Source organism: Streptomyces pactum (genome assembly GCF_016031615.1).
GTDB lineage: Bacteria > Actinomycetota > Actinomycetes > Streptomycetales > Streptomycetaceae > Streptomyces > Streptomyces pactus.
Map to the genome: position 1 here is coordinate 1,459,302 of NZ_JACYXC010000001.1, position 26,183 is coordinate 1,485,484.

16 protein-coding genes, 1 tRNA gene and 5 pseudogenes are annotated in these 26,183 nt (G+C 73.6%); 10 read left to right on the forward strand and 12 right to left on the reverse strand.

The genetic code is table 11. The annotated features are described in order from the left end of the window. Positions 1–303: 303 nt before the first annotated feature. The 6 genes and pseudogenes from IHE55_RS05765 to IHE55_RS30780 form a co-directional block, all read left to right on the forward strand. Positions 304–1,197: a trypsin-like serine protease gene (locus tag IHE55_RS05765; protein WP_232265463.1), complete on the forward strand. Its 894-nt coding sequence runs from the start codon at positions 304–306 to the stop codon at positions 1,195–1,197. A 993-nt stretch (positions 1,198–2,190) separates the two neighbouring features. Beyond that, positions 2,191–3,423, forward strand: a complete 1,233-nt coding sequence (locus IHE55_RS05770) for a branched-chain amino acid ABC transporter substrate-binding protein (RefSeq protein WP_197988043.1) — start codon at positions 2,191–2,193, stop codon at positions 3,421–3,423. A gap of 101 nt (positions 3,424–3,524) precedes the next feature. Continuing rightward, positions 3,525–4,457, forward strand: a complete 933-nt coding sequence (locus IHE55_RS05775; RefSeq protein WP_197988044.1) for a branched-chain amino acid ABC transporter permease — start codon at positions 3,525–3,527, stop codon at positions 4,455–4,457. Between the two features lie 13 nt (positions 4,458–4,470). Next, entirely contained in the window at positions 4,471–6,210 is a 1,740-nt protein-coding gene (locus tag IHE55_RS05780) for a branched-chain amino acid ABC transporter permease (protein ID WP_197988045.1), read from the forward strand. Positions 6,211–6,216: 6 nt separating this feature from the next. Beyond that, positions 6,217–7,062, forward strand: a pseudogene (locus tag IHE55_RS30775) (ABC transporter ATP-binding protein); the annotation flags it as partial. Between the two features lie 237 nt (positions 7,063–7,299). Then, positions 7,300–7,944: pseudogene (locus IHE55_RS30780) on the forward strand (ABC transporter ATP-binding protein); the annotation flags it as partial. A 93-nt stretch (positions 7,945–8,037) separates the two neighbouring features. Here IHE55_RS30780 and IHE55_RS05790 read toward each other — a convergent pair. After that, positions 8,038–8,673, reverse strand: a complete 636-nt coding sequence (locus IHE55_RS05790; protein WP_197988047.1) for an ANTAR domain-containing response regulator — start codon at positions 8,671–8,673, stop codon at positions 8,038–8,040. 95 nt (positions 8,674–8,768) lie between these two features. On the opposite strand from IHE55_RS05790, the gene IHE55_RS05795 reads away from it, so the two are divergent. Together IHE55_RS05795 and IHE55_RS05800 are read left to right on the forward strand one after the other, a co-directional pair. Next, positions 8,769–8,843 (forward strand) — tRNA-Leu (locus IHE55_RS05795). Between the two features lie 109 nt (positions 8,844–8,952). Continuing rightward, on the forward strand, positions 8,953–9,723 hold the full coding sequence (locus tag IHE55_RS05800) for a transposase (protein ID WP_197988048.1): 771 nt from the start codon (positions 8,953–8,955) through the stop codon (positions 9,721–9,723). Positions 9,724–9,856: 133 nt separating this feature from the next. Here IHE55_RS05800 and pyk read toward each other — a convergent pair whose 3' ends face one another. From pyk to IHE55_RS05820, 4 genes and pseudogenes are all read right to left on the reverse strand, one after another. Next, on the reverse strand, positions 9,857–11,290 hold the full coding sequence (gene pyk / locus IHE55_RS05805) for a pyruvate kinase (RefSeq protein ID WP_197988049.1): 1,434 nt from the start codon (positions 11,288–11,290) through the stop codon (positions 9,857–9,859). Between the two features lie 247 nt (positions 11,291–11,537). Beyond that, entirely contained in the window at positions 11,538–12,239 is a 702-nt protein-coding gene (locus IHE55_RS05810; RefSeq protein ID WP_197988050.1) for an SIMPL domain-containing protein, read from the reverse strand. A gap of 203 nt (positions 12,240–12,442) precedes the next feature. Further along, positions 12,443–12,901, reverse strand: coding sequence for an NUDIX hydrolase (locus tag IHE55_RS05815; protein WP_197988051.1), 459 nt, complete (start codon positions 12,899–12,901; stop codon positions 12,443–12,445). A gap of 407 nt (positions 12,902–13,308) precedes the next feature. Further along, positions 13,309–14,625, reverse strand: a pseudogene (locus tag IHE55_RS05820) (lysine N(6)-hydroxylase/L-ornithine N(5)-oxygenase family protein); the annotation flags it as partial. A gap of 307 nt (positions 14,626–14,932) precedes the next feature. Between IHE55_RS05820 and IHE55_RS05825 the strand changes: the two are divergent. After that, positions 14,933–15,409, forward strand: a complete 477-nt coding sequence (locus tag IHE55_RS05825) for a F0F1 ATP synthase subunit B family protein (protein ID WP_197988052.1) — start codon at positions 14,933–14,935, stop codon at positions 15,407–15,409. A gap of 115 nt (positions 15,410–15,524) precedes the next feature. Here the strand turns inward: IHE55_RS05825 and pepN are convergent, their stop codons facing one another. The 4 genes and pseudogenes from pepN to IHE55_RS05845 form a co-directional block, all read right to left on the reverse strand. Further along, positions 15,525–18,041, reverse strand: coding sequence for an aminopeptidase N (gene pepN / locus IHE55_RS05830; protein WP_232265464.1), 2,517 nt, complete (start codon positions 18,039–18,041; stop codon positions 15,525–15,527). A gap of 564 nt (positions 18,042–18,605) precedes the next feature. Continuing rightward, on the reverse strand, positions 18,606–19,286 hold the full coding sequence (locus IHE55_RS05835) for an HNH endonuclease family protein (RefSeq protein ID WP_197988053.1): 681 nt from the start codon (positions 19,284–19,286) through the stop codon (positions 18,606–18,608). A 77-nt stretch (positions 19,287–19,363) separates the two neighbouring features. Further along, on the reverse strand, positions 19,364–19,750 hold the full coding sequence (locus IHE55_RS05840; protein WP_197988054.1) for a chorismate mutase: 387 nt from the start codon (positions 19,748–19,750) through the stop codon (positions 19,364–19,366). 129 nt (positions 19,751–19,879) lie between these two features. Beyond that, positions 19,880–20,744 (reverse strand): annotated as a pseudogene (locus IHE55_RS05845) (helix-turn-helix transcriptional regulator); the annotation flags it as partial. A 157-nt stretch (positions 20,745–20,901) separates the two neighbouring features. Here IHE55_RS05845 and IHE55_RS05850 point away from each other — a divergent pair. Then, a pseudogene (locus IHE55_RS05850) lies at positions 20,902–22,670 on the forward strand (glycoside hydrolase family 35 protein); the annotation flags it as partial. Positions 22,671–23,269: 599 nt separating this feature from the next. Here the strand turns inward: IHE55_RS05850 and IHE55_RS05855 are convergent. From IHE55_RS05855 to IHE55_RS05865, 3 genes are all read right to left on the reverse strand, one after another. Continuing rightward, entirely contained in the window at positions 23,270–24,073 is an 804-nt protein-coding gene (locus tag IHE55_RS05855) for a S1 family peptidase (protein ID WP_197988055.1), read from the reverse strand. A gap of 376 nt (positions 24,074–24,449) precedes the next feature. After that, a complete protein-coding gene (locus tag IHE55_RS05860) occupies positions 24,450–25,190 on the reverse strand; it encodes a S1 family peptidase (protein WP_372442752.1) in 741 nt (246 codons plus the stop codon). Positions 25,191–25,555: 365 nt separating this feature from the next. Continuing rightward, positions 25,556–26,008: an iron chaperone gene (locus IHE55_RS05865; protein WP_197988057.1), complete on the reverse strand. Its 453-nt coding sequence runs from the start codon at positions 26,006–26,008 to the stop codon at positions 25,556–25,558. Between the last annotated feature and the right edge of the window lie 175 nt (positions 26,009–26,183).

A 26,183-nucleotide genomic window follows, 5' to 3' on the forward strand; every position in this document is an offset into this window, starting at 1 on the left:
GGAACGACCCAGGACCGACCGGCCCGCCGGCGGGCGACGGGCGGGGACGGCCCGGGGGATGCCGGCGGCGACCGCGGGCCCGCCGGTGGGCGGCAGGGACGGCGACCGGTTGCGACGGCCCGAGTGACGGCCGGGAGGAACGGCCGGCGGGCGGCGGGAGAACCACCCGCGGGCGACGGGGCGAATCGCGTACCGACTCTTCCCCCCGCCCCCGCCGGCACGCTTCAATGCCGGGCTACACGTCCCCGCCCGGCACCACCGTGCTCGGGCAGCACTGTGGACGTGCCTCACGAAGGAGTCTTCTTGCGGGCCATACGCATGGGAAACACCGGCCGGCGCGCCGCCGTCGCAGCCGCCGGGGCCGCCGTCCTCGCCCTGGGCACACAGCTCCCGGCCGCCGCCGTCAACTCGTACAACGCCACCCCGGCGCCCGAACGCACCGAGGTCGGCGCCCTCGTCGCCACCTGGGACGACGACGGTGACCCCGGCACCCCGGACCGGGTGGACTGGGTCTGCTCCGGCACCATGGTGGACTCCGGCACCTTCCTCACCGCCGCCCACTGCACCACCGACTGGCCGGAGAACGTACGCTTCCACGTCTCCCTCGACCAGGACGTCCAGGCCGGCCTGGACCGCGCCGCCGAACAGCACCCCGGCGACCCCGCCGCCGTCGCCCGGGCCGTGGCGGTCCCCGGCACCGCCCACAGCCACCCGGCGTACCCCGGCCCGGCCTCCGACACCCACGACATCGCCGTGGTGGAGGTGGACCCGGCCGCCATGAAGGCCCGCTGGTCCTTCACCCCGGCCACCCTGCCCGCCGCCGGCCTCTTCGACCGGCTCGGCCCGCAGGGCCTCAACGGCGCCGGCTTCACCGTGGCCGGCTACGGCACCCAGGAGGCGCAGCGCGGGCCCGGCGGCCACACCCACCCCGGCGGCGGCGTCCGGATGAAGGCACCCACCACCTTCAACGCCCTCAACGACGCCTGGATCCGGCTGTCGATGACCGCGCCGCAGGGCAACGGCGGCGCCTGCTACGGCGACTCCGGCGGCCCCAACTTCGCCACCGTGAACGGTGAACGGCTGCTGGTCTCCACCACCATCACCGGTGACACCCCCTGCTACGCCACCAATGTGACGTACCGGCTGGACACCCCCGGCGCGCGGGCCTTCCTCGCGCCGTTCGTGAAGCTCCCCTGAGCCTCGCCGGCCGGCCGCCCGGGCACCGGCCGCCCGGGCACCGGCCGCCCGGGCGGCCGGCCCGTGCCACCACCACGTCCCCGGCCCGGGCCGCACCCCGCACCGGTCACACTCCGCGCCGGCCGCGGACCGCCACGCCCTGACCGGCCTCCCGCGCCGGCCTCCCGGTGCCGCGTGCCGCACCGGGCCTTCGACGTCACCCTCGCGCCGGCTCCCCGCGCCGCCACTCCCGTCGTCGCGCCGTCATGCCGTCATTCCGCCATGCCGTCATGCCGTCAATTGCCGTTCCTGATACGCCTTTTGACGCCTCCGCGTCGGGTGCCGCGCCGGCGACCCGCCGGGCCGGCCGCCCGCGCCCGCCACGGTGCGTGCCGCCACACCGTCCGCCGCCGCCCGCCGCGGCCGGGGCCGGTACGCCACGGCTGTGCCGACGGCCGCCCGCCGCGCCGGACCTGATCATCCGAGGTGGGAGAGGTGGCCGGGCGCGGGGGTGGCGCGCCGGCGCGCCCGCGCGCACGGTGGCGCCGGTCCGCGGGCCGCGCGCGCCGTGACCGGTGATGATCTTGTAAACCCGACGGCGACTACGGTCCGTCACATCGAAAAAATCCTGAAGACGATCTTCATCTCTTGTTGAGATGTACGACACATCTTTTCGGCCGCCACCGTCGGCCGCGCCGGCTCCGTAAGCAGTCAAACGGCCTGCGACTCCTTAGCGGAACTGCGAGTTCTCACCTCCTGGACATGATCAATGGCCCGGTTACGTCGCTTTTGTCCTCTCGGAACAGCTACACAAACGGCCATCGAGGGGCCCGGTCATAACAAGAGAGTCACATCCGGGTCCGTACCTCTGCCCCTGGCCCCACCCCCGCCCTTAGAGTCACGGCCAGTCACCACGCGGCCGGGCCGCACACCATTTCTTCACCACGTGATCCACCGCCGTCCGGCGAGCGTCCGGCACCTCAGCAGAGGGCCGCGCCAGGGAAAGGACTCACCGTGCGACACCGTTCCTTGCTCATACTCACCACCGCGATCACCGCCGGGGCGCTCACCCTCTCCGCCTGCGGATCGCGGGACAAGGACAAGAACGACGAGAGCGGCGGCGGGAACATCACGGTGGTCATCGGGGTCGACGCCCCGCTGACCGGCTCCCTCTCTGCCCTCGGCCAAGGCATCAAGAACTCCGTGGACCTCGCCGCCAGAACGGCCAACAAGAACAACGAGGTCCCCGGCGTCACCTTCAAGATCGCCTCCTACGACGACAAGGCCGTCCCGGCCTCCGGCCAGCAGAACGCCACCAAGCTCGTCGGCGACGAGGACGTCCTCGGCGTCGTCGGCCCGCTCAACTCCGGCGTCTCCCAGTCCATGCAGGGCGTCTTCGCCAAGGCCGACCTCGCCCAGGTCTCCCCGGCGAACACCAACCCCGCGCTCAGCCAGGGCGACGGCTGGGCCAAGGGCGAGAAGAATCGTCCCTTCGACACCTACTTCCGCACCGCGACCACCGACATCATCCAGGGCCGCTTCGCCGCGCAGTACTACTACAAGGACGCCAAGAAGCGGAAGGTCTTCGTGGTGGACGACAAGCAGACCTACGGCGCGGGCCTCGCCTCGATCTTCGCCGAGGAGTTCGAGCGCCTCGGCGGCAAGGTCGTCGGCACCGACCACCTCACCGTCAAGGAGACCGACTTCTCCGGCATCGCCGACAAGGTCAAGTCGTCCGGCGCCGACTCGGTCTACTTCGGCGGCCAGTACCCCGAGGGCGGACTGCTGTCCGACCAGATCAAGAAGGCCGGCGCCGACATCCCCACCATGGGCGGCGACGGCATCTACGACCCCGCCTTCATCAAGGCGTCCGGTGAGAAGAACGACGGCGACCTCGCCACCTCCGTCGGCTACCCCGTCGAAGAACTCGAATCCGCCCGGAACTTCATCAAGAACTACCAGGCCCAGGGCTACCAGGACCCCTACGCGGCCTACGGCGGCTACTCCTACGACGCCGCCTGGGCGATCATCCAGGCCGTCAAGGCCGTGGTCCAGGAGAACGACGGCAAGCTCCCCGACGACGCCCGCGCCAAGGTGGTCAAGGCCCTCGGCGAGGTCTCCTTCGACGGCGTGACCGGCACCGTCTCCTTCGACGAGTACGGCGACACCACCAACAAGCAGCTCACCGTCTACAAGGTCAAGAACGGCAAGTGGACGACCGAGAAGAGCGCCACCTTCAAGGAGTGACGCCGACGGCCTCGCCCCGCACCACCTGAACCATCCGCGCGAGGGTGCCACCAGCGCCCTCGCGCGGAGTCATATCCGACACGCTCATCGGAGGCCCTGCGGTGCACGAACTGCCGCAAACGCTGGTCAACGGCCTGACCCTCGGCGCGCTCTACGGCCTGATCGCCATCGGGTACACCATGGTCTACGGCATCGTCCAGCTCATCAACTTCGCCCACGGCGAGATCTTCATGATCGGGGGCTTCGGCGCCCTCACCATCTACCTCTGGCTCCCCGGCGGAACCGCCCTCTCCCTGGCGATACCCCTGATGCTCATCGGCGGCGTCATCGCCTCCGTCGGCGTCGCCACCGCCGCGGAACGATTCGCCTACCGACCCCTGCGCGGAGCCCCCCGGCTCGCCCCCCTCATCACCGCGATCGGGCTCTCCATCGCCCTCCAGCAGGTCATCTGGGCGTTCTACCCCGACGCCAAGAAGCCCCGCTCCTTCCCCCAGTTCGAGGGCGAATCCTTCCGGATCTACGAGGACCTGCACATCCAGCGCGGCGACCTGTTCCTCCTCGTCGCCGCCCCGCTGTGCATGTTCGCCCTCGGCATGTTCGTCTCCAAGAGCCGCTCCGGACGGGCCATGCAGGCCACCGCCCAGGACCCCGACACCGCCAAGCTCATGGGCATCGACACCGACCGCATCATCGTCATGGCCTTCGCCATCGGCGGGGCCTTCGCCGCCGTCGCCGCCACCGCCCACGGCCTGAAGTACGGCCAGATCAACTTCGAGATGGGCTTCATCGCCGGCCTCAAGGCGTTCACCGCGGCCGTCCTCGGCGGCATCGGCAACATCTACGGAGCCATGCTCGGCGGCGTCGTCCTCGGCGTCGCCGAGGCCCTCGCCATCCGCTACATCGAGGACATCCCCGGCATGGAGCAGCTCGGCGGCGGCGCCTGGAAGGACGTCTGGGCCTTCACGCTGCTCATCGTCGTCCTCCTCGTCAGGCCACAGGGCCTGCTCGGGGAACGCGTGGCGGACCGGGCCTGAGGGAGTGACGCACATGAGCACCCAGAAGACCGCCACCGCCGCCGGGCAGACCGGCCCCGCCGGACGCGCCACCCTCTGGCGCGCCGTCGCCGCGGCGGGCGGAGTCGCCACCGCCGGCAGCACCATGCTCGCCTGGACCTGGACCTCCGAGTTCCCCGGCGACCTCACCTACTACGGCTACCCCGCCGGCCTGCAGATCCTCACCCTCGTCGCGGGCCTCCTCACCACCCTGCTGGCGCTCGCCTCGCTCGGCCTCAAGGGCCTGCGCGTCCTGGCCCCCACCGGGGCCACCGGCGCCCTCCGGCTCGCCGCCCTCGGCGCGTTCGGCACCACCTGGTTCACCGTGGTCGCCATCGCCGTCGACCTCGGCGGCGTGGTCAACCTCGAACCGGGCGGGTACGTCGCCGCCGTGGCCTCCGCGGTACCCGTCGCGGCCGCCTTCCTGATCCCGGACGACACCCGGCTCGCCGCACGCCCCCGCGAGCTGCCCTCCTGGATCGAGATCCTCCTCATCGTCGTCGCCTTCGCCCTCGCCCTCCAGGCGCTGACGTACGGCATCGACATCGACGACGAGGACAGCGAGGAGTTCATCGGCTACCTCATCACCGTCGGCTTCGCGGTCGCCGCCCTCGTCCGGTGCGGCCTGATCGCGCGGCTGTCCGCACTCACCCACAAGCACCGCACCGCCACCCTCGCCGCCGCCTTCGCCGCAGCGGCCGCCTTCCCCTTCACCCAGAGCGACGACCAGTACCTCCAGCTCGGCGTGAACATCCTCATCTTCGCCACCGTCGCCCTCGGCCTCAACGTGGTCGTCGGCCTCGCAGGCCTGCTGGACCTGGGGTACGTCGCCTTCCTCGGCGTCGGCGCCTACACCGCCGCGATGGTCTCCGGCTCCACCGCCTCCACCCTCGACGTGCACTTCCCCTTCTGGGCGGCGGTCATCGCCGGAGCCCTCGCCGCGCTGGTCTTCGGCGTCGTCATCGGCGCCCCCACGCTCCGGCTCCGCGGCGACTACCTGGCCATCGTCACCCTCGGCTTCGGAGAGATCTTCCGCATCGCGGTCAACAACCTCGACGGCGACTCCGGGCCCAAGGTCACCAACGGCCCCAACGGCATCCCCAACATCCCCGACCTGAAGATCTTCGGCTACGACTTCGGCGAGACCCACACCGTCGGCGGCTTCGAACTCGGCTCCTTCGCCAACTACTACCTGCTGATGCTGCTGGTCACCGTCCTGGTGGTCACCGTCTTCAGCCGGGCCGGGAACTCCCGCATCGGCCGCGCCTGGGTCGCCATCCGCGAGGACGAGACCGCCGCCACCGCCATGGGCATCAACGGCTTCCGCCTCAAGCTCATCGCGTTCGCCCTCGGCGCCACCCTCGCCGGGATCGCCGGCACCGTCTGGGCCCACACCCAGTACACCGTCGTCCCCGAGCAGTACGTCTTCTCCGGGCCGGTCGCCCCCAACTCCGCGTTCCTGCTCGCCGCGGTCATCCTCGGCGGCATGGGCACCATCAGCGGCCCGCTGCTCGGCGCCGCGCTCCTCTTCCTCATCCCCGAGAAGCTGACCTTCCTCCAGGACTACCAGCTCCTCGCCTTCGGTGTCGCGCTCATCCTCCTCATGCGCTTCCGGCCCGAAGGACTCATCCCCAACCGACGGCAGCAGCTCGAATACCACGAGACCGACCAGCTCGACGTGGACACCACGGCACCGGGCGGAGCCACCGTCGGCGTCACCAAGGCGGAGGCGTGACCTGACATGACGACAACAGCGCCCACCCCCGAGGACACCACCCCGCTCCTCGACGCCTCCGGCGTCACCATGCGGTTCGGCGGCCTCACCGCCGTCCGCTCGGTCAGCCTCACCGTCCGCCCCGGCGAGATCGTCGGCCTCATCGGGCCCAACGGAGCCGGCAAGACCACCTTCTTCAACTGCCTCACCGGGCTGTACGTCCCCACCGAGGGCACCGTCAGCTACCGCGGCACCGTCCTGCCGCCCAAACCCCACCTGGTCACCCAGGCCGGCATCGCCCGCACCTTCCAGAACATCCGGCTCTTCGCCAACATGACCGTCCTGGAGAACGTGCTGGTCGGCCGGCACACCCGCACCAAGGAAGGACTCTGGTCGGCGCTGCTGCGCGGCCCCGGCTTCAAACGCGCCGAGGCCGCCTCCCGGGAACGGGCCATGGAACTGCTGGAGTTCACCGGCCTCGCCGCCAAGGCCGACCACCTCTCCCGCAACCTGCCCTACGGGGAGCAGCGGAAGCTGGAGATCGCCCGCGCCCTCGCCAGCGACCCCGGACTGCTGCTGCTCGACGAGCCCACCGCCGGCATGAACCCCCAGGAGACCCGGGCCACCGAGGAACTGGTCTTCGCCATCCGGGACCGCGGCGTCGCCGTGCTGGTCATCGAGCACGACATGCGCTTCATCTTCAACCTCAGCGACCGGGTCGCCGTCCTCGTCCAGGGCGAGAAGCTCATCGAGGGCGGCTCGGACGTCGTGCAGGCCGACGAACGCGTCATCGCCGCCTACCTCGGCAGCCCCGTCGAAAGCCCGCCGGCCGGCGGCGCCCCCGCCACGGGCGACCCCGCCGGGGAGACCGCCCCCCGCGGCGAAGACCACCCCCGCGGAGACCGCCCCGGCAGCCGGGACCGGGACCGGCGCCACGGACACACCGCCGGCCACGCCCCGCACCGGAGCCGGCACCGCCCCGGCCGACGCCGGCGCCGAGCCGCAGGACAGCACCACCCCAGGTACGGAGGACGGACAGTGACCGCACTGCTGGAGGTCGAGGACCTCCGAGTCGCCTACGGCAAGATCGAAGCCGTCAAGGGCATCTCGTTCACCGTCGAAGCCGGCCAGGTGGTCACCCTCATCGGCACCAACGGCGCCGGCAAGACCACCACCCTGCGCACCCTCTCCGGGCTGCTCAAGCCGCTGGGCGGCACGGTGGTCTTCGACGGCAAGCCGCTGACCGGGGTCCCGGCGCACAAGATCGTCGCCATGGGGCTGGCCCACTCCCCCGAGGGCCGGCACATCTTCCCCCGGCTCACCATCGCCGAGAACCTGGAACTCGGCGCCTTCCTCCGCAACGACAAGGAAGGCATCGCCCAGGACATCCAGCGGGCCTACGACCTCTTCCCCATCCTCGGCGAACGCCGCGGCCAGGCCGCCGGCACCCTCTCCGGCGGTGAACAGCAGATGCTCGCCATGGGGCGCGCCCTGATGTCCCGCCCGAAGCTGCTGATGCTCGACGAACCCTCCATGGGCCTCTCGCCGATCATGATGCAGAAGATCATGGAGACCATCGCCGCGCTCAAGGCCCAGGGCACCACCATCCTGCTGGTCGAACAGAACGCCCAGGCGGCGCTCTCGCTCGCCGACCAGGGCCACGTCATGGAGATCGGGAAGATCGTCCTCTCCGGCAGCGGGCCGTCGCTGCTCCACGACGAGTCGGTGCGCAAGGCCTACCTGGGCGAGGACTGACCCCTCCGCGCCGGACACGCGCCGGGGCCCGCACCACCGCCGTCCACGGTGGGGCGGGCCCCGGTTCCGTACCACCGCCGGGCCGCCGGCCGGCTACTGCTCCTGGGCGGTCTTCTTCTCCTCGGCGTCCTCGATGACCGCCTCGGCGACCTGCCGCATCGACAGCCGCCGGTCCATCGACGTCTTCTGGATCCAGCGGAACGCGGCCGGCTCGGTCAGCCCGTACTGCGTCTGCAGGATGCTCTTGGCCCGGTCCACCAGCTTGCGGGTCTCCAGCCGCTGGGCGAGGTCGGCGACCTCCTTCTCCAGCGCCTTCAGCTCCGCGAACCGGGACACCGCCATCTCGATGGCCGGCACCACGTCGCTCTTGCTGAACGGCTTCACCAGGTAGGCCATGGCACCGGCGTCCCGGGCCCGCTCCACCAGCTCCCGCTGGGAGAAGGCGGTGAGCATCAGCACGGGGGCGATGCCGTCGGCGGCGATCCGCTCCGCGGCGGAGATCCCGTCCAGCACCGGCATCTTCACGTCCATGATCACCAGGTCGGGGCGGTGCTCCTGGGCAAGCGCCACGGCGGTCTCCCCGTCCCCCGCCTCACCGACGACCGTGTACCCCTCTTCCTCCAGCATCTCCTTGAGGTCGAGCCGGATGAGGGCCTCGTCCTCGGCGATGACGACGCGCGTGGTGTGCGGGGGAATGTGCTGCTGCTCGTCGAGCTCGGTGTCGCTCACGGGGCTCCTCGTTCCTGGCAGGTGCTGCCCCCTGAGCCTACCTAGCTGCGGTAAAGTAGACGCGCAGCGGGTCACTCCCAACCTTCGATCCGCAAGCCCCGGTAGCCCAATTGGCAGCAGGCAATGGATTCAAAACCCATACAGTGTCGGTTCGAATCCGACCCGGGGCACTTTTCCTTCTTTTCCAAGGTCGCGATCGGGCGAGGGTAATTCACTCGCGAAGGTGAACCTTTCCACGGATTGTCCCGCGACATCCCGCGGTGGCCCAATCTCGTACACATGTATGACATCGCCACGCGGGAACGGGCCCTCGCGCTCGTCCGCCAGGGCCGCAGCGTCAGCTCCGTGAGCCGTGAGACCGGCATCTCCCGGGCGGCGATCCGTGCCTGGCGGACCCGCCTCCATCCCACGCGGCCCGCGCCGGAGTGTCCACGGTGCGGACCGGAGCCCGGCCCTCCCGACGATCCCGTCGCGTACGCCTATCTGCTGGGGCTCTACCTCGGCGACGGATGCATCAGCGGGCATCCCCGGGGGGTCTACGCGATGCGCATCGCCTGCGCGGACGCCTGGCCCGGCCTGATCACGGCCTGCCGCGACGCGCTGTCCCGGGTCCGCCCCGCCAACGGCGTGTGCCTGGAGCGCAAGGCGGGCTGCGTCATGGTGGCGAGCTACAGCAAGCACTGGCCGTGCCTCTTCCCCCAGCACGGCCCCGGCAAGAAGCACGAGCGGCGGATCGAGCTGGAGCCCTGGCAGCGGGAGATCACCGACACGCACCCGTGGGAGTTCATCCGCGGGCTGGTGCACTCCGACGGCTGCCGGATCACCAACTGGACCACCCGCGTGGTCGGCGGCGAGCGCAAGCGCTACACGTACCCGCGGTACTTCTTCACCAACCGGTCGGACGACATCCGGCGGCTGTACTGCGACGCCCTGGACCGGGTGGGTGTGGAGTGGAAGGTCACCCGGCGGGGAGCCGAGGCGTACAACATATCGGTCGCCCGGCGGGCCTCCGTGGCGCTCATGGACGCCCACATCGGCCCGAAGTACTGAGCGGCCGGGCCGGGGTACCGATGGTCGGCCCGGGGTACCGGCCGGCTCGCGGGCCGGTGGCGCCGCGGGCCCCGGGGAGCACTGAAGCCCCCGCTGGACGGCGCGGGGGCTTGCGGGGCGGGGAGCGTGCGGGTCAGAGGGTGGCGTCGGCGTCGCCGATGTGGTGGACCCGGACCAGGTTGGTGGAGCCGGGGACCCCGGGCGGGGAGCCTGCGGTGATGACCACGGTGTCGCCCTTGCGGCAGCGGCCGATGCGCAGCAGTTCCTCGTCCACCTGGCGGACCATCTCGTCGGTGGTGTCCACCTTCGGCCCGAGGAAGGTCTCGACGCCCCAGGTGAGGTTGAGCTGGGAGCGGGTGGCCGGCTCGGGGGTGAAGGCGAGCAGCGGGATGGGTGAGCGGTAGCGCGAGAGGCGCCGCACGGTGTCGCCGCTCTGGGTGAAGGCGACGAGGAACTTGGCGCCGAGGAAGTCGCCGATCTCGGCCGCGGCGCGGGCGACGGCACCGGCCTGGGTGCGGGGCTTGCTGCGCTCGGTGAGCGGGGGCAGACCCTTGGCGAGGATGTCCTGCTCGGCGGCGGCGACGATGCGCCCCATGGTCTTGACGGTCTCCACGGGGTAGGTGCCGACGCTGGTCTCGCCGGAGAGCATCACCGCGTCGGTGCCGTCGATGACGGCGTTGGCGACGTCGGACGCCTCGGCGCGGGTGGGCCGGGAGTTGTCGATCATCGAGTCGAGCATCTGGGTGGCGACGATGACCGGTTTGGCGTTCCGCTTGGCGAGTTTGACGGCCCGCTTCTGGACGACGGGGACCTGTTCCAACGGCATTTCGACGCCGAGGTCGCCGCGCGCGACCATGATGCCGTCGAAGGCGTCGACGATGGCTTCGAGGTTCTCGACGGCCTGCGGCTTCTCGATCTTGGCGATGACCGGGACCCGGCGGCACTCCTCGTCCATCACGCGGTGCACGTCGATGATGTCGTCGGCGTTGCGGACGAAGGACAGGGCGATGACGTCGGCTCCGGTGCGCAGGGCCCAGCGGAGGTCCTCGACGTCCTTGTCGGAGAGGGCGGGGACGGAGACGGCGACCCCGGGGAGGTTCAGGCCCTTGTGGTCGGAGACCATGCCGCCCTCGATGACGATGGTGTTGACGCGGGGCCCGTCCACGCCGACCACCTCCAGGGTGACCCGGCCGTCGTCGACGAGGATGCGTTCGCCCTTGGAGACGTCGGCGGCGAGGCCGTGGTAGGTGGTGCCGCAGCGGTGCTGATCGCCCTCCACTTTCTCCACGGTGATGGTGAACTCGTCGCCGCGTTCAAGGAGTACGGGGCCTTCCCGGAACCGGCCGAGACGGATCTTCGGGCCTTGAAGGTCGGCGAGGATGCCGATGCTGCGGCCGGTCTCGGCGGAGGCTTTGCGCACCCGTCGGTAGCGCTCCTCGTGTTCGGCGTAGGTGCCATGGCTGAGGTTGAGGCGGGCGACGTCCATACCGGCTTCCACGAGCGCTTTGATCTGCTCGTACGAGTCGGTGGCCGGTCCCAGGGTGCAGACGATTTTTGCTCGGCGCATGGTGCGACCCTACGACCTACCGGCTGGTAGAGACGGATGTCCCCGCGACCGCCCAACGGCCTTTCGGTGAAAGGCCGTTGACAACTAATGAAACGTGCACGGGGCCGCTCCGATGAGCGCTTTCACCGTGCCCGCGGACCCGTCCGGACCCGTCCGGGGCGGTCCGGTGGGCCCGCCGGGCGCGGGTCCGCGGGGCGGCCCGGGGCGGTGCTCCGCCGGTGCCCCCGGGGCGGGCCCGCCGGGCGGCTCACAGGGTGGGCGGGGTGAGGGTGAAGCGGGCGGTGACCTGCGCGTGGACGGTCTGGCGCTGGGGTTCCAGGTCCAGGGCGGCGGGGGCTTCGGGCTCGGGTGCGCCGAACCGGGCGGCGCGCATGGTGCCGGCCCGGGGGAACGGGCCGGGGAGGTCCGTGTCGTGGTCGGCGAGTTCCAGCAGGGCGACGAGGCGGGCGCCGAGCGCCTCGGCGTACTCCCGGGCGCGCCGCACGGCGTCGTGGACGGCCCGGCGGCGGGCGTCGCGGTGGGCCGGGGAGTCCGGGCGCAGGGCCCACCAGGGGCCGGCGACGGTGGTGAGGTCGAGGTCGGCGAGGCGGGTGGTGAGTTCTCCGAGGGCGGTGAAGTCGGCGAGGGTGGCGGTGGTGCGGACCGTGCCGTGGTAGGAGCCGACGCGTTCGTGGCGGCCCTTGGCGGTCAGCCGCGGGGTGATGGCGAGGGCGCCGGTCTCCGTCTTCTCCACCGCCTCGCCGTAGCCGCGGACGAGGTCGAGGACCCGCTGGTTGCGGGTGGTGAGGTCGGCGAGGGTGGCGCGCCGGTCGGTGCCGCGGGCGGTGACGGTGATCTCGATGGCGGCGGTCTCGGGATCGACCTCGTGGTGCGCCTCGCCGCGGACGGTGACCAGCGGGGTGGCGGGGGTGCCGTACGGGCCGGGCGGGGTGGCGCCGGGGTGTTCCATCGGGGGTGCTCCTCGTGGGTGGTCGTGGGTGCTGACGGAGGTGGCCGGGGGCCGGGGGGACGGGTGGTGGGTGGCCCGCGGTCGGGCGATGGACGGTCCGGGGGCGGGTCGCGGGCGGTGCGCGGCGGGCGGTGCGGGCGGGCCGTGCGCGGCGGACGGGATGCCGTGCCGGCGCCGGCCGGGGCGGGCGGGCGCGGGCGCGGTCAGGTGGTGGGCACGGTGTGCCCGTCGGCGGGCCGGGCGGTGTGCAGGGCGAGGGCGGCGTCGATCACCGAGACGCGGGTCAGGCCGGGGACGCGGCGCAGGTCGAACCAGGCGGCGCGGTCGGTGGAGCCGCCGGTCTCGTGGCGGAGTTCGCCCCCGGTGATGTGCGCGGTGTACAGCACCCGCACGGCGTGGAAGTCGGTGCGGGGGCGGGCGCGGCGGTAGGCGGAGGGGCGGCGGTGGGAGTCGATGCCGAGGAGTTCGTCGACGGCGACCCGGTAGCCGGTCTCCTCGGCGACTTCGCGTATGACGGCGTGGTACGGGTCCTCGCCGTGCTCGATGCCGCCTCCGGGGAGGGTCCAGCGTCTGCCCTCGGTGCCGTTCAGGCGGGCGAGCAGGATGCGGCCGGAATCGATGATGACGGCGTATGCGGCGACGCGAAGTGTCTCTTTGGCCATGGGTCAAGGATGGCCCGGTTACGGCGTCCGGATGCCGTCCCGCACCGGACCGGTCTCCCCCGGTCCGGGCCGGACGTCCCCGGACCCGGGCCGGACAGGCCGCGGCGGCCGGCTCGGCGGGGTGGTCTCCGGGGCGCTGGTGCCGGCCGGCGGGGTGGGAACCGGTCACGGAGGTGGCGCCGGCCCTGGCGGGGTGCCCGCCGTCACCGGGCCGGCGCGGCGACCGGGCGCGGGCCGGCGCGGTGGGACCGGCCGGCCACCGAGGCCGCCGGGGCGGCGGCAGGCTCTCCGGCCGGCGGGGCACGGCGGCGGCAGGGCGCGGCCGGGTCAGGCCCGGGGCGCGGGGTCGGCGGTGGCGCGGCGGGGGTGGCCGGGGGCGGGCGAGCCGGTCGCGCCGGTCCCGCCGGCTGGGCCGCCCGGCGGGCTGGGGGCGGGACGAGTCCGAAGGTGGTGAAGGCGGTGCGGGCCGGCAGCGGGAACGCGGTGGTGCCGGTGAGCGAGTTGAGGATGACGGCGCTGCGCCAGGCGGCGAGGCCCAGGTCGGGGGCGCCCACCCCGTGGGTGTGGCGTTCGGCGTTCTGACGTAGATGGAGCCGGAGACGGCGGGGTCGAGGACGAGCCGGTGGTGTTCGTCGATGAGGGGGCGGCGGCGGGTGTCGCGGTGGATGTGGGGGGCGAGGGCGGCGAGGAGGGTGTCCACGCCGCGTTCCCGGTAGCCGGTGGCGAGGACCACGGCGTCGGTGGTGAGGCGGCTGCGGCTGCCCTGGTGGCGGTGTTCGAGGTGGAGCTCGATACGGCCGGCGGGGGTGCGGGTGGCGGTGCGGACGGTGACGCCGGGGGTGAGGACGGTGTCGGGCCAGCCGCCGTCGAGGGTCCGCCGGTACAGCTCGTCGTGGATGGCGTCGATGGTCTCGTGGTCGATGCCCTTGTACAGCTGCCACTGGCGGGGCAGCAGGTGGTCGCGTACGGGCTGGGGCAGGGCGTGGAAGTAGCGGGTGTGGTCGGGGGTGAACTGTTCCAGGCCGAGCTTGCTGTACTCCATGGGGGCGAAGGCGGGGGTGCGGGCGACCCAGTGGAGGCGTTCGGCGCCGTGCGGGCGGTGGCGGAGCAGGTCGAGGAAGATCTCGGCGCCGGACTGGCCGGAGCCGACCACGGTGACGTGGCCGGCGGTGAGCAGCCGGGGGCGGTGGCCGAGGTAGTCGGCGGAGTGCAGGACGGGGGTGTCGGGCGCGTCGGCGAGGGGGCGCAGCGGGGCGGGGACGTGCGGGGCGCTGCCGATGCCGAGGACGAGGTGGCGGGAGGGCGCGGCCGGTGGTGCCGGGGCGGCCGTCGGTGCCGGGGCGGGTGTGGTCGAGTTCGAACAGGGCGTGGTGGGGGGTTCCAGCGGACGGCGTCGACGCGGTGGCCGAAGTGGAGGGTGGGGAGCTGGTGGCTGACCCAGCGGCAGTAGGCGTCGAATTCGGCGCGTTCGATGTGGAAGCGCTCGGCGACGTAGAAGGGGAAGAGGCGTTCGCCGGTGCGCAGGTAGTTGAGGAAGGACCAGGGGCTGGTGGGGTCGGCGAGGGTGACGAGGTCGGCGAGGAAGGGGACCTGGAGGGTGGTGCCGGGGATGAGCTGGCCGGGGTGCCAGTGGAAGGCGGGGCGTTGTTCGTAGAAGGCGGTGCGCAGGCCGGGGAGGGCGTGGGCGAGGGCGGCGAGGAGAGGTTGAAGGGGCCGATGCCGATGCCGGCGAGGTCGAGGGGCGCGTCGGGGGGTGGGTGGGTGGTCGCTGGTCATCGGCGGGTGCCTTCCACGGTGTCGGAGGCCGGGCGGGGCCGGGCGGTGCCGGCCGGGTGCCGGGTGTCGGGGTGCCGGCGCGGGGCCGGGGCGGGGCCGGGCGGCGGGGTGGGAGCGGGAGCGCTTCGCCGGGGCCGCCTCACGCTACTGGCCGGGTGGCGGTGGGGTGCCGGTGGCGGCCGGGAGTCCACCCGTACGTGGGACCGGGGGGGCGCGGTGGCGGGTGGGTGCGGGTGGGCCCCGTAGGCTGGGGGGATGGAACTGTCCTTGGAGATCGGTCCGCTCAAGCCGGAGCTGGCGGACCTGGTGGTGGCGTTCATCGCCTTCGGTATCGTCTTCGCCGTCCTGTCGGGTGTGCTGCTGCCCCGGATCGCGAAGGTGCTGCGTGAGCGGGAGAAGGCGATCGAGGGGGGTCAGCACCGTGCGGAGGAGATCCGTGCGGCCGCGGAGCGTACCCACGCGGAGTACCAGGAGCTGCTCGGGGAGGCCCGGCACGAGGCGGCGCGGCTGCGTCAGGAGTCGGCGGAGCAGGGTGCGCAGCTGCTGGCGGAGCTGCGGGCGGAGGGTCAGCGGCAGCGTGAGGAGATGCTGACGGCGGCGCGGACGCAGATCGACGCGGACCGGGCGCTGGCGGAGGCTTCGCTGAACCAGGAGATCGACGCGCTGGCGACCCGGCTGGCGGGCAAGATCGTCGGTGAGTCGCTGGAGGAGTTCGCCCGCGACCGCGGCTGAGCCGCGAGGGTGTGTGTGCCGGTGCCGTGTGGTGCCGGTGGTGGTGTTCCGGGCCGGTCCCCGTGGGGGCCGGCCCGGACGCGTCGGTGCCGGCGGGTGGCGGGGCGGGGCCGGTCTAGTGGGTGGGGGTGTGGGTGTCGCGGACCCGCAGGGCGCGCCGGGTGTCGTCGAGTTCGTCGGCGAGGCGGCGGCGCAGCGCGGGGGTGGGCCCGGTGCCGTGGAGGGTTTCCTCGCCCAGGCGCAGGGTCTCGGGGTCGGTGAGCGGGAAGCCGTGGCGGCCGACGGCTTCGGCGACGGCGGGGCCGCGCCGTTCGGCGAGGGCGACGGCGGCGGGGAACCAGCGGGTGATGTAGGGCCGCAGGAGCTGGTGCTGTTCGGGCTGCCAGAAGCCGTCGGCGGTGGCGGTGAGCAGGTAGGCGGAGAGGTGGTCGTCGGTGAAGAGGGCGGTCCAGGCGGTTTCCTTGGCGTCGGGGTCGGGGAGGGCGGCGCGGCAGCGGGCGGCGCCTTCTGGCCGGTGGCGCTGGGGTCGCGGTGGAGTTCGGCGTCGATGGCGGCGGGGGGTGAGGGCGCCGAGGACGGCGAGCCGGAGGTGGATGCGCCAGCGGAGTTCGGGGTCGAGGGCGGGGCCGTCGGGGACGGTGTCGTGGGTGAGCCAGTCGTGGAGTTCGGCGGTGTCGGTGGTGCAGTCGATGCGGGTGCGCAGGGCGGTGAGGCGCAGGCCGGGGGCGGTGCCGTCGGTGGTGCGGGCCAGCAGTGCGTCGCAGGTGTCGAGCAGGGTGGCGAGGGCGGCGGGTCGGGCGTGGTCGGGCAGGTAGCGGTCGGCGATGTGGTGGCGGGCGAAGGTGAGGACGCCTTCGGCGACCGGGGTGTCGGTCTCCAGCGGCAGGTGGGCGCGGGCGGTGTCGAGGTAGGTGGCGGGGTCGAGGAGGCCGTCGCGGACCAGGTCGCGGGCGGCGTTCCAGATGACGGCGCGGGTGAGGGCGTCGGGCAGGCCGGACAGGGCGGTGGTGGCGGTGTCCCAGGAGGTGGGGTCGAGGCGGATCTTGGCGTAGCTGAGGTCGTGGTCGTTGAGGAGGACGAGGTCGGGGCGGCGGCCGGGGTGGGTGAGGGTGAGTCCGTCGCCGGCGGGGGAGGTCGGCTTCGGGGCGGTCGCGGAGGCGGAGGCGGCCGGGGGCGTCGGGGTCCCGGTCGTACAGGCCGATGGCGATGCGGTGGGGCGGCTGCCCCGGTGGTCGAGGTGGAGGGTCCATCCCCGGTCGTCGGTGGTGACGTGGGGGGTGAGGGTGTCCACACCGGTGGTGCGCAGCCACTGTCCGGCCCAGGCGTGGACGTCGCGGCCGGAGGCGCGGGCCAGGGAGTCGAGGAAGTCGGCGAGGGTGGCGTTGCCGAAGCGGTGGCGGGCGAAGTGGTCGTTGATGCCGGCGAGGAAGTTCTTCTCGCCGAGCCAGGCGACGAGCTGGCGGAGGGCGGAGGCGCCCTTGGCGTAGGAGATGCCGTCGAAGTTGAGGCGGGCGGAGGCGGTGTCGGGGACGCCGTCGGGGTCGGGTGCGACGGGGTGGGTGGAGGGGCGCTGGTCGGCGTCGTAGCCCCAGCTCTTGCGGCGGATGCCGAAGTCGGCCCAGGTGCCGGTGTGGTGGGTGGCCTCGGTGAGGATCTGGAAGCCCATGTACTCGGCGAAGGACTCGTTGAGCCAGATGTCGTCCCACCAGCGCATGGTGACCAGGTCGCCGAACCACATGTGGGCCATCTCGTGGGCGATGACCATGGCCCGGGTCTGGCGCTGGGCGTCGGTGGCGGCGGAGCGGTGGATGAACTCGTCGCGGAAGGTGACCAGGCCGGGGTTCTCCATGGCGCCGGAGTTGAACTCGGGGACGAAGGCCTGGTCGTAGGAGTCGAAGGGGTACGGCTCGTCGAAGATCTCGTGGTAGCGGTCGAAGCAGCGCCGGGTGATGTCGAGGAGTTCCTCGGCGTCGGTGTCGAGGTGGGGGGCGAGGGAGCGGCGGACGTGCAGGCCGAGGGGGAGCCCGCGGTGTTCGGCGTGGACGGAGTGGTAGGGGCCGGCGGCGACGGCCATCAGGTAGGTGCTGATGGGTGGGGTGGGGGCGAGGTGCCAGCGGCCGGCGGCGGGGTCGCCGGTGCGCCGGGCGATGCCGTTGCCGAGGACGGTCCACTCGGGCGGCGCGGTGACGGTGACCTCGAAGACGGCTTTGAGGTCGGGCTGGTCGAAGGCGGCGAACACCCGGTCGGCGTCGGCCATGCAGCACATGGTGTAGAGGTAGGTCTCGCCGTCGGCAGGGTCGGTGAAGCGGTGCATGCCCTCGCCGGTGTGCGAGTAGGCCATGTCGGCCTCGACGCGCAGTTCGTGGTCGCCGGCGGTCAGGCCGGTGAGCGGGAGGCGGTCGCCGGTGTACAGGGCCGGGTCGAGGTCCTGGCCGTCGAGGGTGGCGCGGTGGAGGGCTGCGGCGCGGAGTTCCACGAAGGTGTCCGCGCCGGGGTGGCGGGTGCTGAAGCGGAGGGTGGTGGTGGAGCGGAACCGCTCCGGGCCGCGGGTGAGGTCGAGGTCGATGAGGTAGCGGTGGACGTCGACGAGGCGGGCTCGGGTCTGCGCTTCGGCGCGTGTGAGGACGGGCATGTGGTCATGCTGCCGTACGGTGCGCGGGTGCCGCACGGGGTGCCGGGGGCCGCCGTGCGGGGGCCGTCCGGGTGGGGTGCAGGGGCGGCCGGCGGGCGGGGGGTTCCGTCCGTCGCGGCCGGTGGCCGGGGCGGGGGCGGTGCGTGGTCAGGGGTGGACCGGGGCGCCGGTCGCGGGGGGCGGCGGCGGTGCGCGCGGCGTGCCGTGGTGGGTACCGGGGTGCCGGTCGTGGGGGCCGGGCGGCCGTGCGGGCGTGCCGTGGTGGGTACGGGCGCGAGCCGCGCCGGCTATCCGGAGGCAGGGGCCGGTCCGGTTCCCGCCGCGAGGAGCGCCGCGGCCGGTGGGGCGGTACCGGTGGGGGGCGGGCCGGTGTCCGCCGCGCGGGGCGCCCGGGGCGTTCCGCCGGGGTGCGGCCGCTCCGGTCCCGGGGTTCGAACGGCGGGGTGGACGGCACCGGCCGGGTCCGCGGGCGGCCGGACGTGCGGGGCACGGGCTCCGGGCCGTGGGGCCCGGGCGGTGGGGCCCCAGGGGCGGTGGGGCCCTGGCCCGTGCGGCGCACGGGCGTCAGCGGGCGGTGGTGTAGGTGATCTCCATTGCCTCGTCGGGGCACTCGGCGGCCATGTTCTCCAGGGCCGCCGCCTCCGCGCGGTCCGCGGAGAGGCGGTAGCGGGATTTGACCACCACCCACTCGGCGATGTAGCGGCAGTCGGCGCTGTCGTCGCTGGGTTCCCACCGGGCGGGGTCGCGGCCGGCCTTGAGGCGGATCTCGGTGGCGGAGACGGCGTTGAGCACGCGCGGGTCGTCGCGGTCGTTGGCGAACCGGCGGCGCTCCTCCTCCGACCAGCGGGAGGCACCGGAGCCCCATGCCTCGCCGAGCGGCACGGTGTGGTCGATGCCGAGGCCGCCGGCGCCGGTGTGGTCCTTCTTGTCGTAGTAGGAGTGCCAGGCGCCGCCGACGACAGTGGTGCAGCGGGCGTCCACGGTCGGCGGGGTGACGGCCTCTTCCACCAGGACGTCCTCACGGGTGTCGCAGCCGTCCTGGTCCTCGTCGGTCCAGTGCGGGAACTTGCCGCGGCTGTAGCCGGTGCGGTCCTCGGCGGCGACCTGCAGCCTGCCGAGAGCCTCGGGCACGGTGGTGGTGACGGTGTCGCCGGGTGCGGCGGCGGCCGGCGGGGCGGTGCCGGCCACCGCCGCGGCCGTGGCGGCCGCGGCGGCGAGGGCGGAGGTGATGCGGGTGCGGGCCATGCCGTCCTCCGTACGGGGTCGGGATGTCCCAGTGGTAGCGGCTGCCGGGCGGGGGTGAACAGGGGCAGCCCGCGGTTTCACCCGGTCGGGTGGCCGGTGGCGCCGCTGGCGGTGGTGCCGTTGCCGGTGGTGCCGTTGCCGGTGGTGCCGTTGGCGGTGGTGCCGTCCGCGATCGTCTCGTGGTGCCGGATGACCTCGGCGATGATGAAGTTGAGCAGTTTCTCGGCGAAGGCGGGGTCGAGCCGGGCGCTCTCCGCCAGGTGCCTCAGGCGCGCGATCTGGCGGGCCTCGCGGGCGGGGTCGGCGGGCGGCAGCCGGTGCGCGGCCTTGAGGTGGCCGACCTGCTGGGTGCACTTGAAGCGTTCGGCGAGCATGTGGACGACGGCGGCGTCGATGTTGTCGATGCTGGCGCGGAGCCGTTCGAGTTCGGCCTGTACGGACGCGTCGGGTTCGCTGTTCGTCATAGGGGGACCCTAAGTGACCGGGCCGCCCGCCGGTGGGTCCGTCTGCATTCCGGAAGGACCCGGGGCGGTACGGGCGCCGCCGGCCGGTCCGGGAGCGGTGGCCGGGCGGTCCGGGCCCGGGGCGGCGGGTGCCACGAGCGGTGGCCGGTGCGGGTCGGGCACCCGGTCGGTGAAGCCGCCGGGTACGGTCCGCGCCTGCTGTTCGCGGTAACGGACGGGGGCGGTGCCGACCCGGCGCGCGAAGAGCCGGCTGAAGTAGGCGGGGTCGTCGTAGCCGACCCGGCGGGCGACCGCGGCGACCGGCAGTTCGGTGCCGGCCAGCAGGTCCTTGGCCCGGGCGAGACGGAGGTCCAGCAGGTGCTCCTTGGGGCCGCGGCCGGTGGCGCGGCGGACCACGGCGCGCAGTTCGGCCGGGGTCATGCCGTGCCGGGCGGCGTGTTCGGCGACGGTCAGCGGCAGGAAGGCGTCGCGGGCGAGGGCCCGGAGCACGGGGTGACCGTCGCCGCCGGTGTCGGCCCGGGCGCGGCGCAGGGCGACGAGGAGTTCGTGGACGGCGGCGGCGGTCTCCACCTCCAGGTAGGGGTTGCCCGGGCGGGCGGCGCGGGCGATGCGGCGGATGGCGGTGCGCGCGGCGGCGGTGTCGGTGAGCGGGACGAGGGGGTGGCCGGGGTCGATGTAGCCGAGTTCGGTGTAGCCGGCGGTGGCCGGACCGGTGAAGTCCACGAACGCCTCGTCCCAGCCGGGGTCGGGGGCGTAGTGGTGGCGGGTGCCGGGGTGAGCCAGAGCAGGGCGGGGCGGTGACGGTGTGCCGGCGGTCGTCGGGGCCGCGGTACCAGCCGCCGCCGGCGCTGATGACCACCGCGACGTGGTGGTCCAGGGTGCGGGGGCCGACGGGCGGCAGGGCGCCGTGCTGGAGGCCCACGCCGAGGCAGACCAGGCCGAGCCGGTGGTGGACGGGCCGGGGGGTGAAGTACCGCATCCAGGTGTGATACATCGGCGCTCCCGTCCGTCCCGGTGTGCCGGTGGCCGCCGCCCGGGCGGGCGCGGGCCCCGGCGGGTCCAAGCCTGCGGCGATCTTTGTCCATGGACCGGCCGGCCGCCAGGGGGCGAGGGTGGGCGCGCGTCAGGCGGTCGATCAGGGGGGCGGTGCGGTGCCGGAATTCGTGGTGGGCGAGGAGCACTTCGAGCTGGACGGGCGGCCGGTGCGGCTGCTGTCGGGCGCGGTGCACTACTTCCGGGTGCCGGAGGCGTACTGGGCCCACCGGCTGGCGATGGTCCGGGCGATGGGTCTGAACTGCGTGGAGACCTATGTGCCGTGGAACCTGCACCAGCCGCGGCCGGACCGGTGGGAGGACGTCGGCGCGGTGGGCCGGTTCCTGGACGCGGTGCGGGCGGCGGGACTGTGGGCGATCGTGCGGCCGGGCCCGTACATCTGCGCCGAGTGGGAGAACGGCGGGCTGCCGCACTGGCTGACCGGGGCGCTGGGGAACCGGGTGCGGACCGGTGACCCGGAGTACCTGGCGGCGGTGGAGCGCTGGTTCGGGCCGCTGCTGGAGCAGGTGGTGCCGCGGCAGGTCTCGGCCCCGGACGGCGGCCCGGTGCTCATGGTGCAGGTGGAGAACGAGTACGGCTCCTACGGTTCGGACCAGGGGTATCTGCGGTGGCTGGCGGGGCTGTTGCGGCGGCTGGGGGTGTCGGTGCCGCTGTTCACCTCGGACGGGCCGGAGGACCACATGCTCACCGGCGGTTCGCTGCCGGGCGTGCCGGCCACGGTGAACTTCGGCTCCGGGGCGCGGGAGGCGTTCGCGGCGCTGCGCCGGCACCGGCCGTCCGGTCCGCTGATGTGCATGGAGTTCTGGTGCGGCTGGTTCGACCACTGGGGTGCGGAGCCGGTGGCGCGGGACCCCGCGGAGACCGCGGCGGAGCTGGCGGAGGTCCTGGAGTGCGGGGCGTCGGTCAACCTGTACATGGCGCACGGCGGGACGAGTTTCGGCGGCTGGGCGGGGGCGAACCGTTCCGGCGCCGACCACACGGGCGCGCTGCTGCCGACGGTGACCTCCTACGACTACCGGGCGCCGGTGGACGAGTGGGGGTGGCCGACGGAGCTGTTCCGGCGCTTCCGGGAGGTGCTGGCCCGGTTCGGGGACGGTCCGCCGCCCGAGGTCCCCGCGCCGCCGCCGGTGCTCGGCCGGCCGGTGACGGCGCGGCTGTCGCAGTGGGTGCCGCTGCCCGGGGTGCTGGCCGCGCTGGGGGACGCCGAGGTGGCGGCGCCGGTGCCGCCCACGTTCGAGGAGCTGGACGTGGACCGGGGGGTGGTCCGGTACCGGCTGGAGGTGCCCGGGCCGCGCGGCCGGTACCCGCTGCGGGTGCGCGGGCTGCGCGACCGGGCGGTGGTGTACGTGGACGGCGAGCGGCGCGGGGTGCTGACGGAGACCGAGCCGGTGCTGGAGGGGTGGCGGGGCCGGCGGTGGTGGAGTTGTGGGTGGAGTCGCTGGGGCGGGTGAACTACGGTCCGCGGCTGGGCGAGCCGAAGGGCATCACCGGTGGGGTGCTGCACGAGCGGCAGTACTGCACGGGGTGCGGGCGCGGGCGTTGCGCCCGGCGGCGCTCGACGGGCGGACGCGGTGGCCGGGCTGCCGTTCGAGCCCTGGCCGGGGTGCCGGAGGAGGCCGGGAGGGGCTGTACCGGGGTGGTTCGAGGTGTCGCGGCCCGGTGACGCGGGGCTGCGGCTGCCCGGCTGGACGCGGGGTTCGCCTGGGTCAACGGGTTCTGTCTGGGGCGGTACCGGTCGGTGGGTCCGCAGCGGACCCTGTACGTGCCCGGCCCGGTGCTGCGGGAGGGCCGCAACGAGGTGCTGCTGCTGGAGCTGGAGGGGGCGGGTGCGGCGGAGGTCCACCTGTCGGGGCGGCCCGGCGCTCCCCCGGACCCGGCGCACGCGGGTACGGGTCCCGGGGCGGATACGGAGGCCGGTGCGCACGTCGGTACGGACGACGGTGCGGACGTGGGAGCGCACGTCGGTACGGACGCCCGTACGCACGTCGGTACGGAGGTCGGCGCGGACGCGGCGGCGGATACCGGCGGCGGGAACGACGGCCGGCCGGACGGGGACGGGAGCAGGTCCGGCGGGGACGGCGGCCGGGACACCGCAACGGCATGAGCCCGCCGGCCGCGCGGGCCGATGAACCCCCCTCACGCCCGCACGCGCGTGAACCCGCACGCACCGCACGGGCCCGTGCCCGCACGCACCGTCCGGTGAACCCGCACGCACCGTCCGGGCCGTGGACCGGCACGCACCGCGCGGGCCGGGCACCGCTACGCGGGGCGCGGGCCGATGGACCCCTGACGCCCGCACGCGCGTGAACCCACACGCACCGCACGGGCCGCGAACCCGCCGCCCCGGCCGGGCCGGGACCCGCGCCTCCGGCGGGCCCGTGCACGGGAGGCGGGCCCCGCGGCGGTGGGGCCGCCCCGGGCCGGGAGGAAGGCCGGTCCGGGGCGGCGTGCCGGTGGGGCGGCCGGTCAGCCGCCGAGCTGGGCCGCGGCCGTCCCGATGTCCGCGGCGAAGTGGCTCACCTGGGTGTAGACGCCGGGCTTGCCGGGCCGTGCGCAGCCCTCGCCCCAGCTGACGATGCCCACCTGGATCCACCGGCCGGCGTCGTCCTTGCGGAACATCGGGCCGCCGGAGTCACCCTGGCAGGTGTCCACCCCGCCCTCGGGGAGGCCGGCGCACAGCTCCTCCTCCTCGACCAGGCCGGCGTACGAGCCGCCGGCGCTCTTGCAGGTGGCGTCGTCGATGAAGGGCACGGTGGCCTTGAGCAGGTGGCGCTGCTGGGAGCCGCCCTCCTGGTCGGCTCCCCAGCCGGCGATGGTGAAGTCGCCGCTGTCGTAGCTGCCGGTCCCGGCGATGGGCAGGGTGGGCAGGTCCAGCGCCTTGTCCAGCTTGATCAGCGCCCAGTCCTTGCCGGTGCCGTTGTAGCCGGGGGCCTGCAGGACCTCGGTGGAGGTGGCGGTCAGGGCCTGCGGGTCCTCCAGGTCCACCACGCCGGCGGTGGCGGTGATGTCGGTGGTGGGTCCGCTGCCGTCCACGCAGTGGGCGGCGGTGAGCACGATGTCCTGGGTGTAGAGGGCGCCGCCGCAGCCCATCGACAGCCGGACCATGAACGGGAATTCGCCCTGTTCGGCGGGGGTGCCGCCGACGACCGGGGGTGTGGTGCGGGTGTCCGCGGGGGCGGCGAGCGCGGTGCCGGGGAGCAGGCCGAGACCGGCGAGGGTGACCGCGCCGACGGCCGTGGCGCGCTTCACCTGCTGGAGGATGTTCCGCAACGGATTTCCTTTCGTGGGGGGTTGGCACGCCTGACAGGCTCATGCCAACCGGAAATCCGGACGCCGGGCCCGGATCCGCCGTGGGGGGCGGTTCCCGGTGTGCGGCACACCGCGATGTGTCCGGACCCAGTGGGGGATGAGCCCGTGAAGCGTGGTGCGATTATTCAAACTGATCGAACGCCATGGCAAGAGCCGCGTTCCGGCCAGTGGCGTCCGCCATCCGGACACCCGGCCCCGCGGCCGGGCACCGGGATGCGACGGGCTCCGGAACGCGACGGCACGCCGCACCGCGGCCGGGTACGGCGCCGCCCCCGGCGGGCGCGGAGGCCCGCCGGGGGCGGTGACGGCTCGGTGGCCGCGGTACGCGGGTGGCGGGTCAGCCGCCGATCTGGGCCGCCGCCGACTTGATGGCCGAGGCGAAGGTGCTCACCTCGGTGTAGACGCCGGGGTAGCCGGGCCGGGCGCAGCCGTAGCCCCAGCTGACGATGCCGACCTGGATCCACTGGCCGGCGTTGTCCTTGCGGAACATCGGGCCGCCGGAGTCGCCCTGGCAGGTGTCCACGCCGCCCTGGTTGTAGCCGGCGCAGATCTCCTCGTTCGGCACCAGCTCGCTGTAGGCGGACTTGCAGGTGGCGTCATCGACGAAGGGCACGGTGGCCTTGAGCAGGTAGCGCTGCTGCGAGCCGCCCTCGACCGCCGCGCCCCAGCCGGCGATGGTGAAGGTGCCGTTGTTGTAGGCGGTGGTCTCGGCGATCTTCAGGGTGGGCAGGTTGATCGGCTGGGCCAGCTTGATCAGCGCCCAGTCCTTGCCGGTGCCGTTGTATCCGGGCGCCCGGTAGACGTAGGTGGACCTGACCTTGATGGCGCTGCTGCTCTGGAGGTCCACCACACCGGCGGTGGCGGTGATCGAGGTGTTGGCGCCGGTGCCGCCGACACAGTGGGCGGCGGTCAGCACCAGGGTCTGGGTGTACAGGGCGCCGCCGCAGCCCATCGACAGCCGGACCATGAAGGGGAACTCGCCCTGGGCGGCCCGGGTGCCGCCGACGACGGGCAGGCCGGCCTGGGCTTCCTGGGCGCCGCGGGGGGCGTCGGGCTGGGCGAGAGCGGTGCCCGGCATCAGGCTGAACCCGGCGAGCGCGACCGCGAGGACGGCCGCCGATCTCTTCACGCTCTTCCAGATGTTCCGCAAGGGGATGTCCTCTCGTGGGGGAGGTGCATCGAGATTGGCACGAACATGCCAACCAATGGTGTGATTATGTGGATGGGAAGAAGGGGTGACAAGGACCGCTTTCCGGCCACACTCGTTCACACTCCGGACATGCTCCCGTCACGAGGGTCATCCCCCGCCACGACCGGACGGAACCCACGCCGCCCGGACGGAGTTGCGGACCCGCCCGGACCCAACCGTCCCCGCCCGGGCGGATGCTCCCGGGCGGGGCGCGGCGGGGCCGCCGGCGGACTCCCCCGGCCCCCGGCGGCGGCTCAGCCCACCGCCCGCTTCACCAGGTCGGCGATCCGCTCCTCCACCTCGGGCGTCACCTCGGTCAGCGCGAACGCGGCGGGCCACATCGGGCCGTCGTCCAGCTTCGCCTGGTCGCTGAAACCGAGCGTCGCGTAACGCGCCTTGAACTTCGCCGCGCTCTGGAAGAAGCACACGACCTTGCCGTCCAGCGCGTAGGCGGGCATGCCGTACCAGAGCTTGGGCGCCAGGGCCGGGGCGGTGGCGGTGACGACGGCGTGCACGCGCTCGGCCATGATCCGGTCCGAGTCCGGCATCTCGGCGATCTTCGCGAGCACGTCGCGCACCGCCTCTGCCGCCTTCTGCTCCCGGGAACCGCGGCGCGCCGCCGCCTTCAGCTCCTTGGCGTGCTCCTTCATCGCGGCCCGCTCCTCGGCCGTGAATCCCTCGTGCGCGCCGGTTCCGTCGTTGCTCATGGTGGATCTCCCCCTGTGGATCATGTGCGGGATCGTGTGGAGCACTCTAGGGCGGGCCACTGACAACGGGCCCTCCTCCGCCCCGGACGGGCCGGCCGCGGCGTACCCGGACAACCCGCGCGGCGCCCGCCCCCGGTCGGGAGGGGCGGGCGCCGCGCGGTCGGCCGCACGTCGC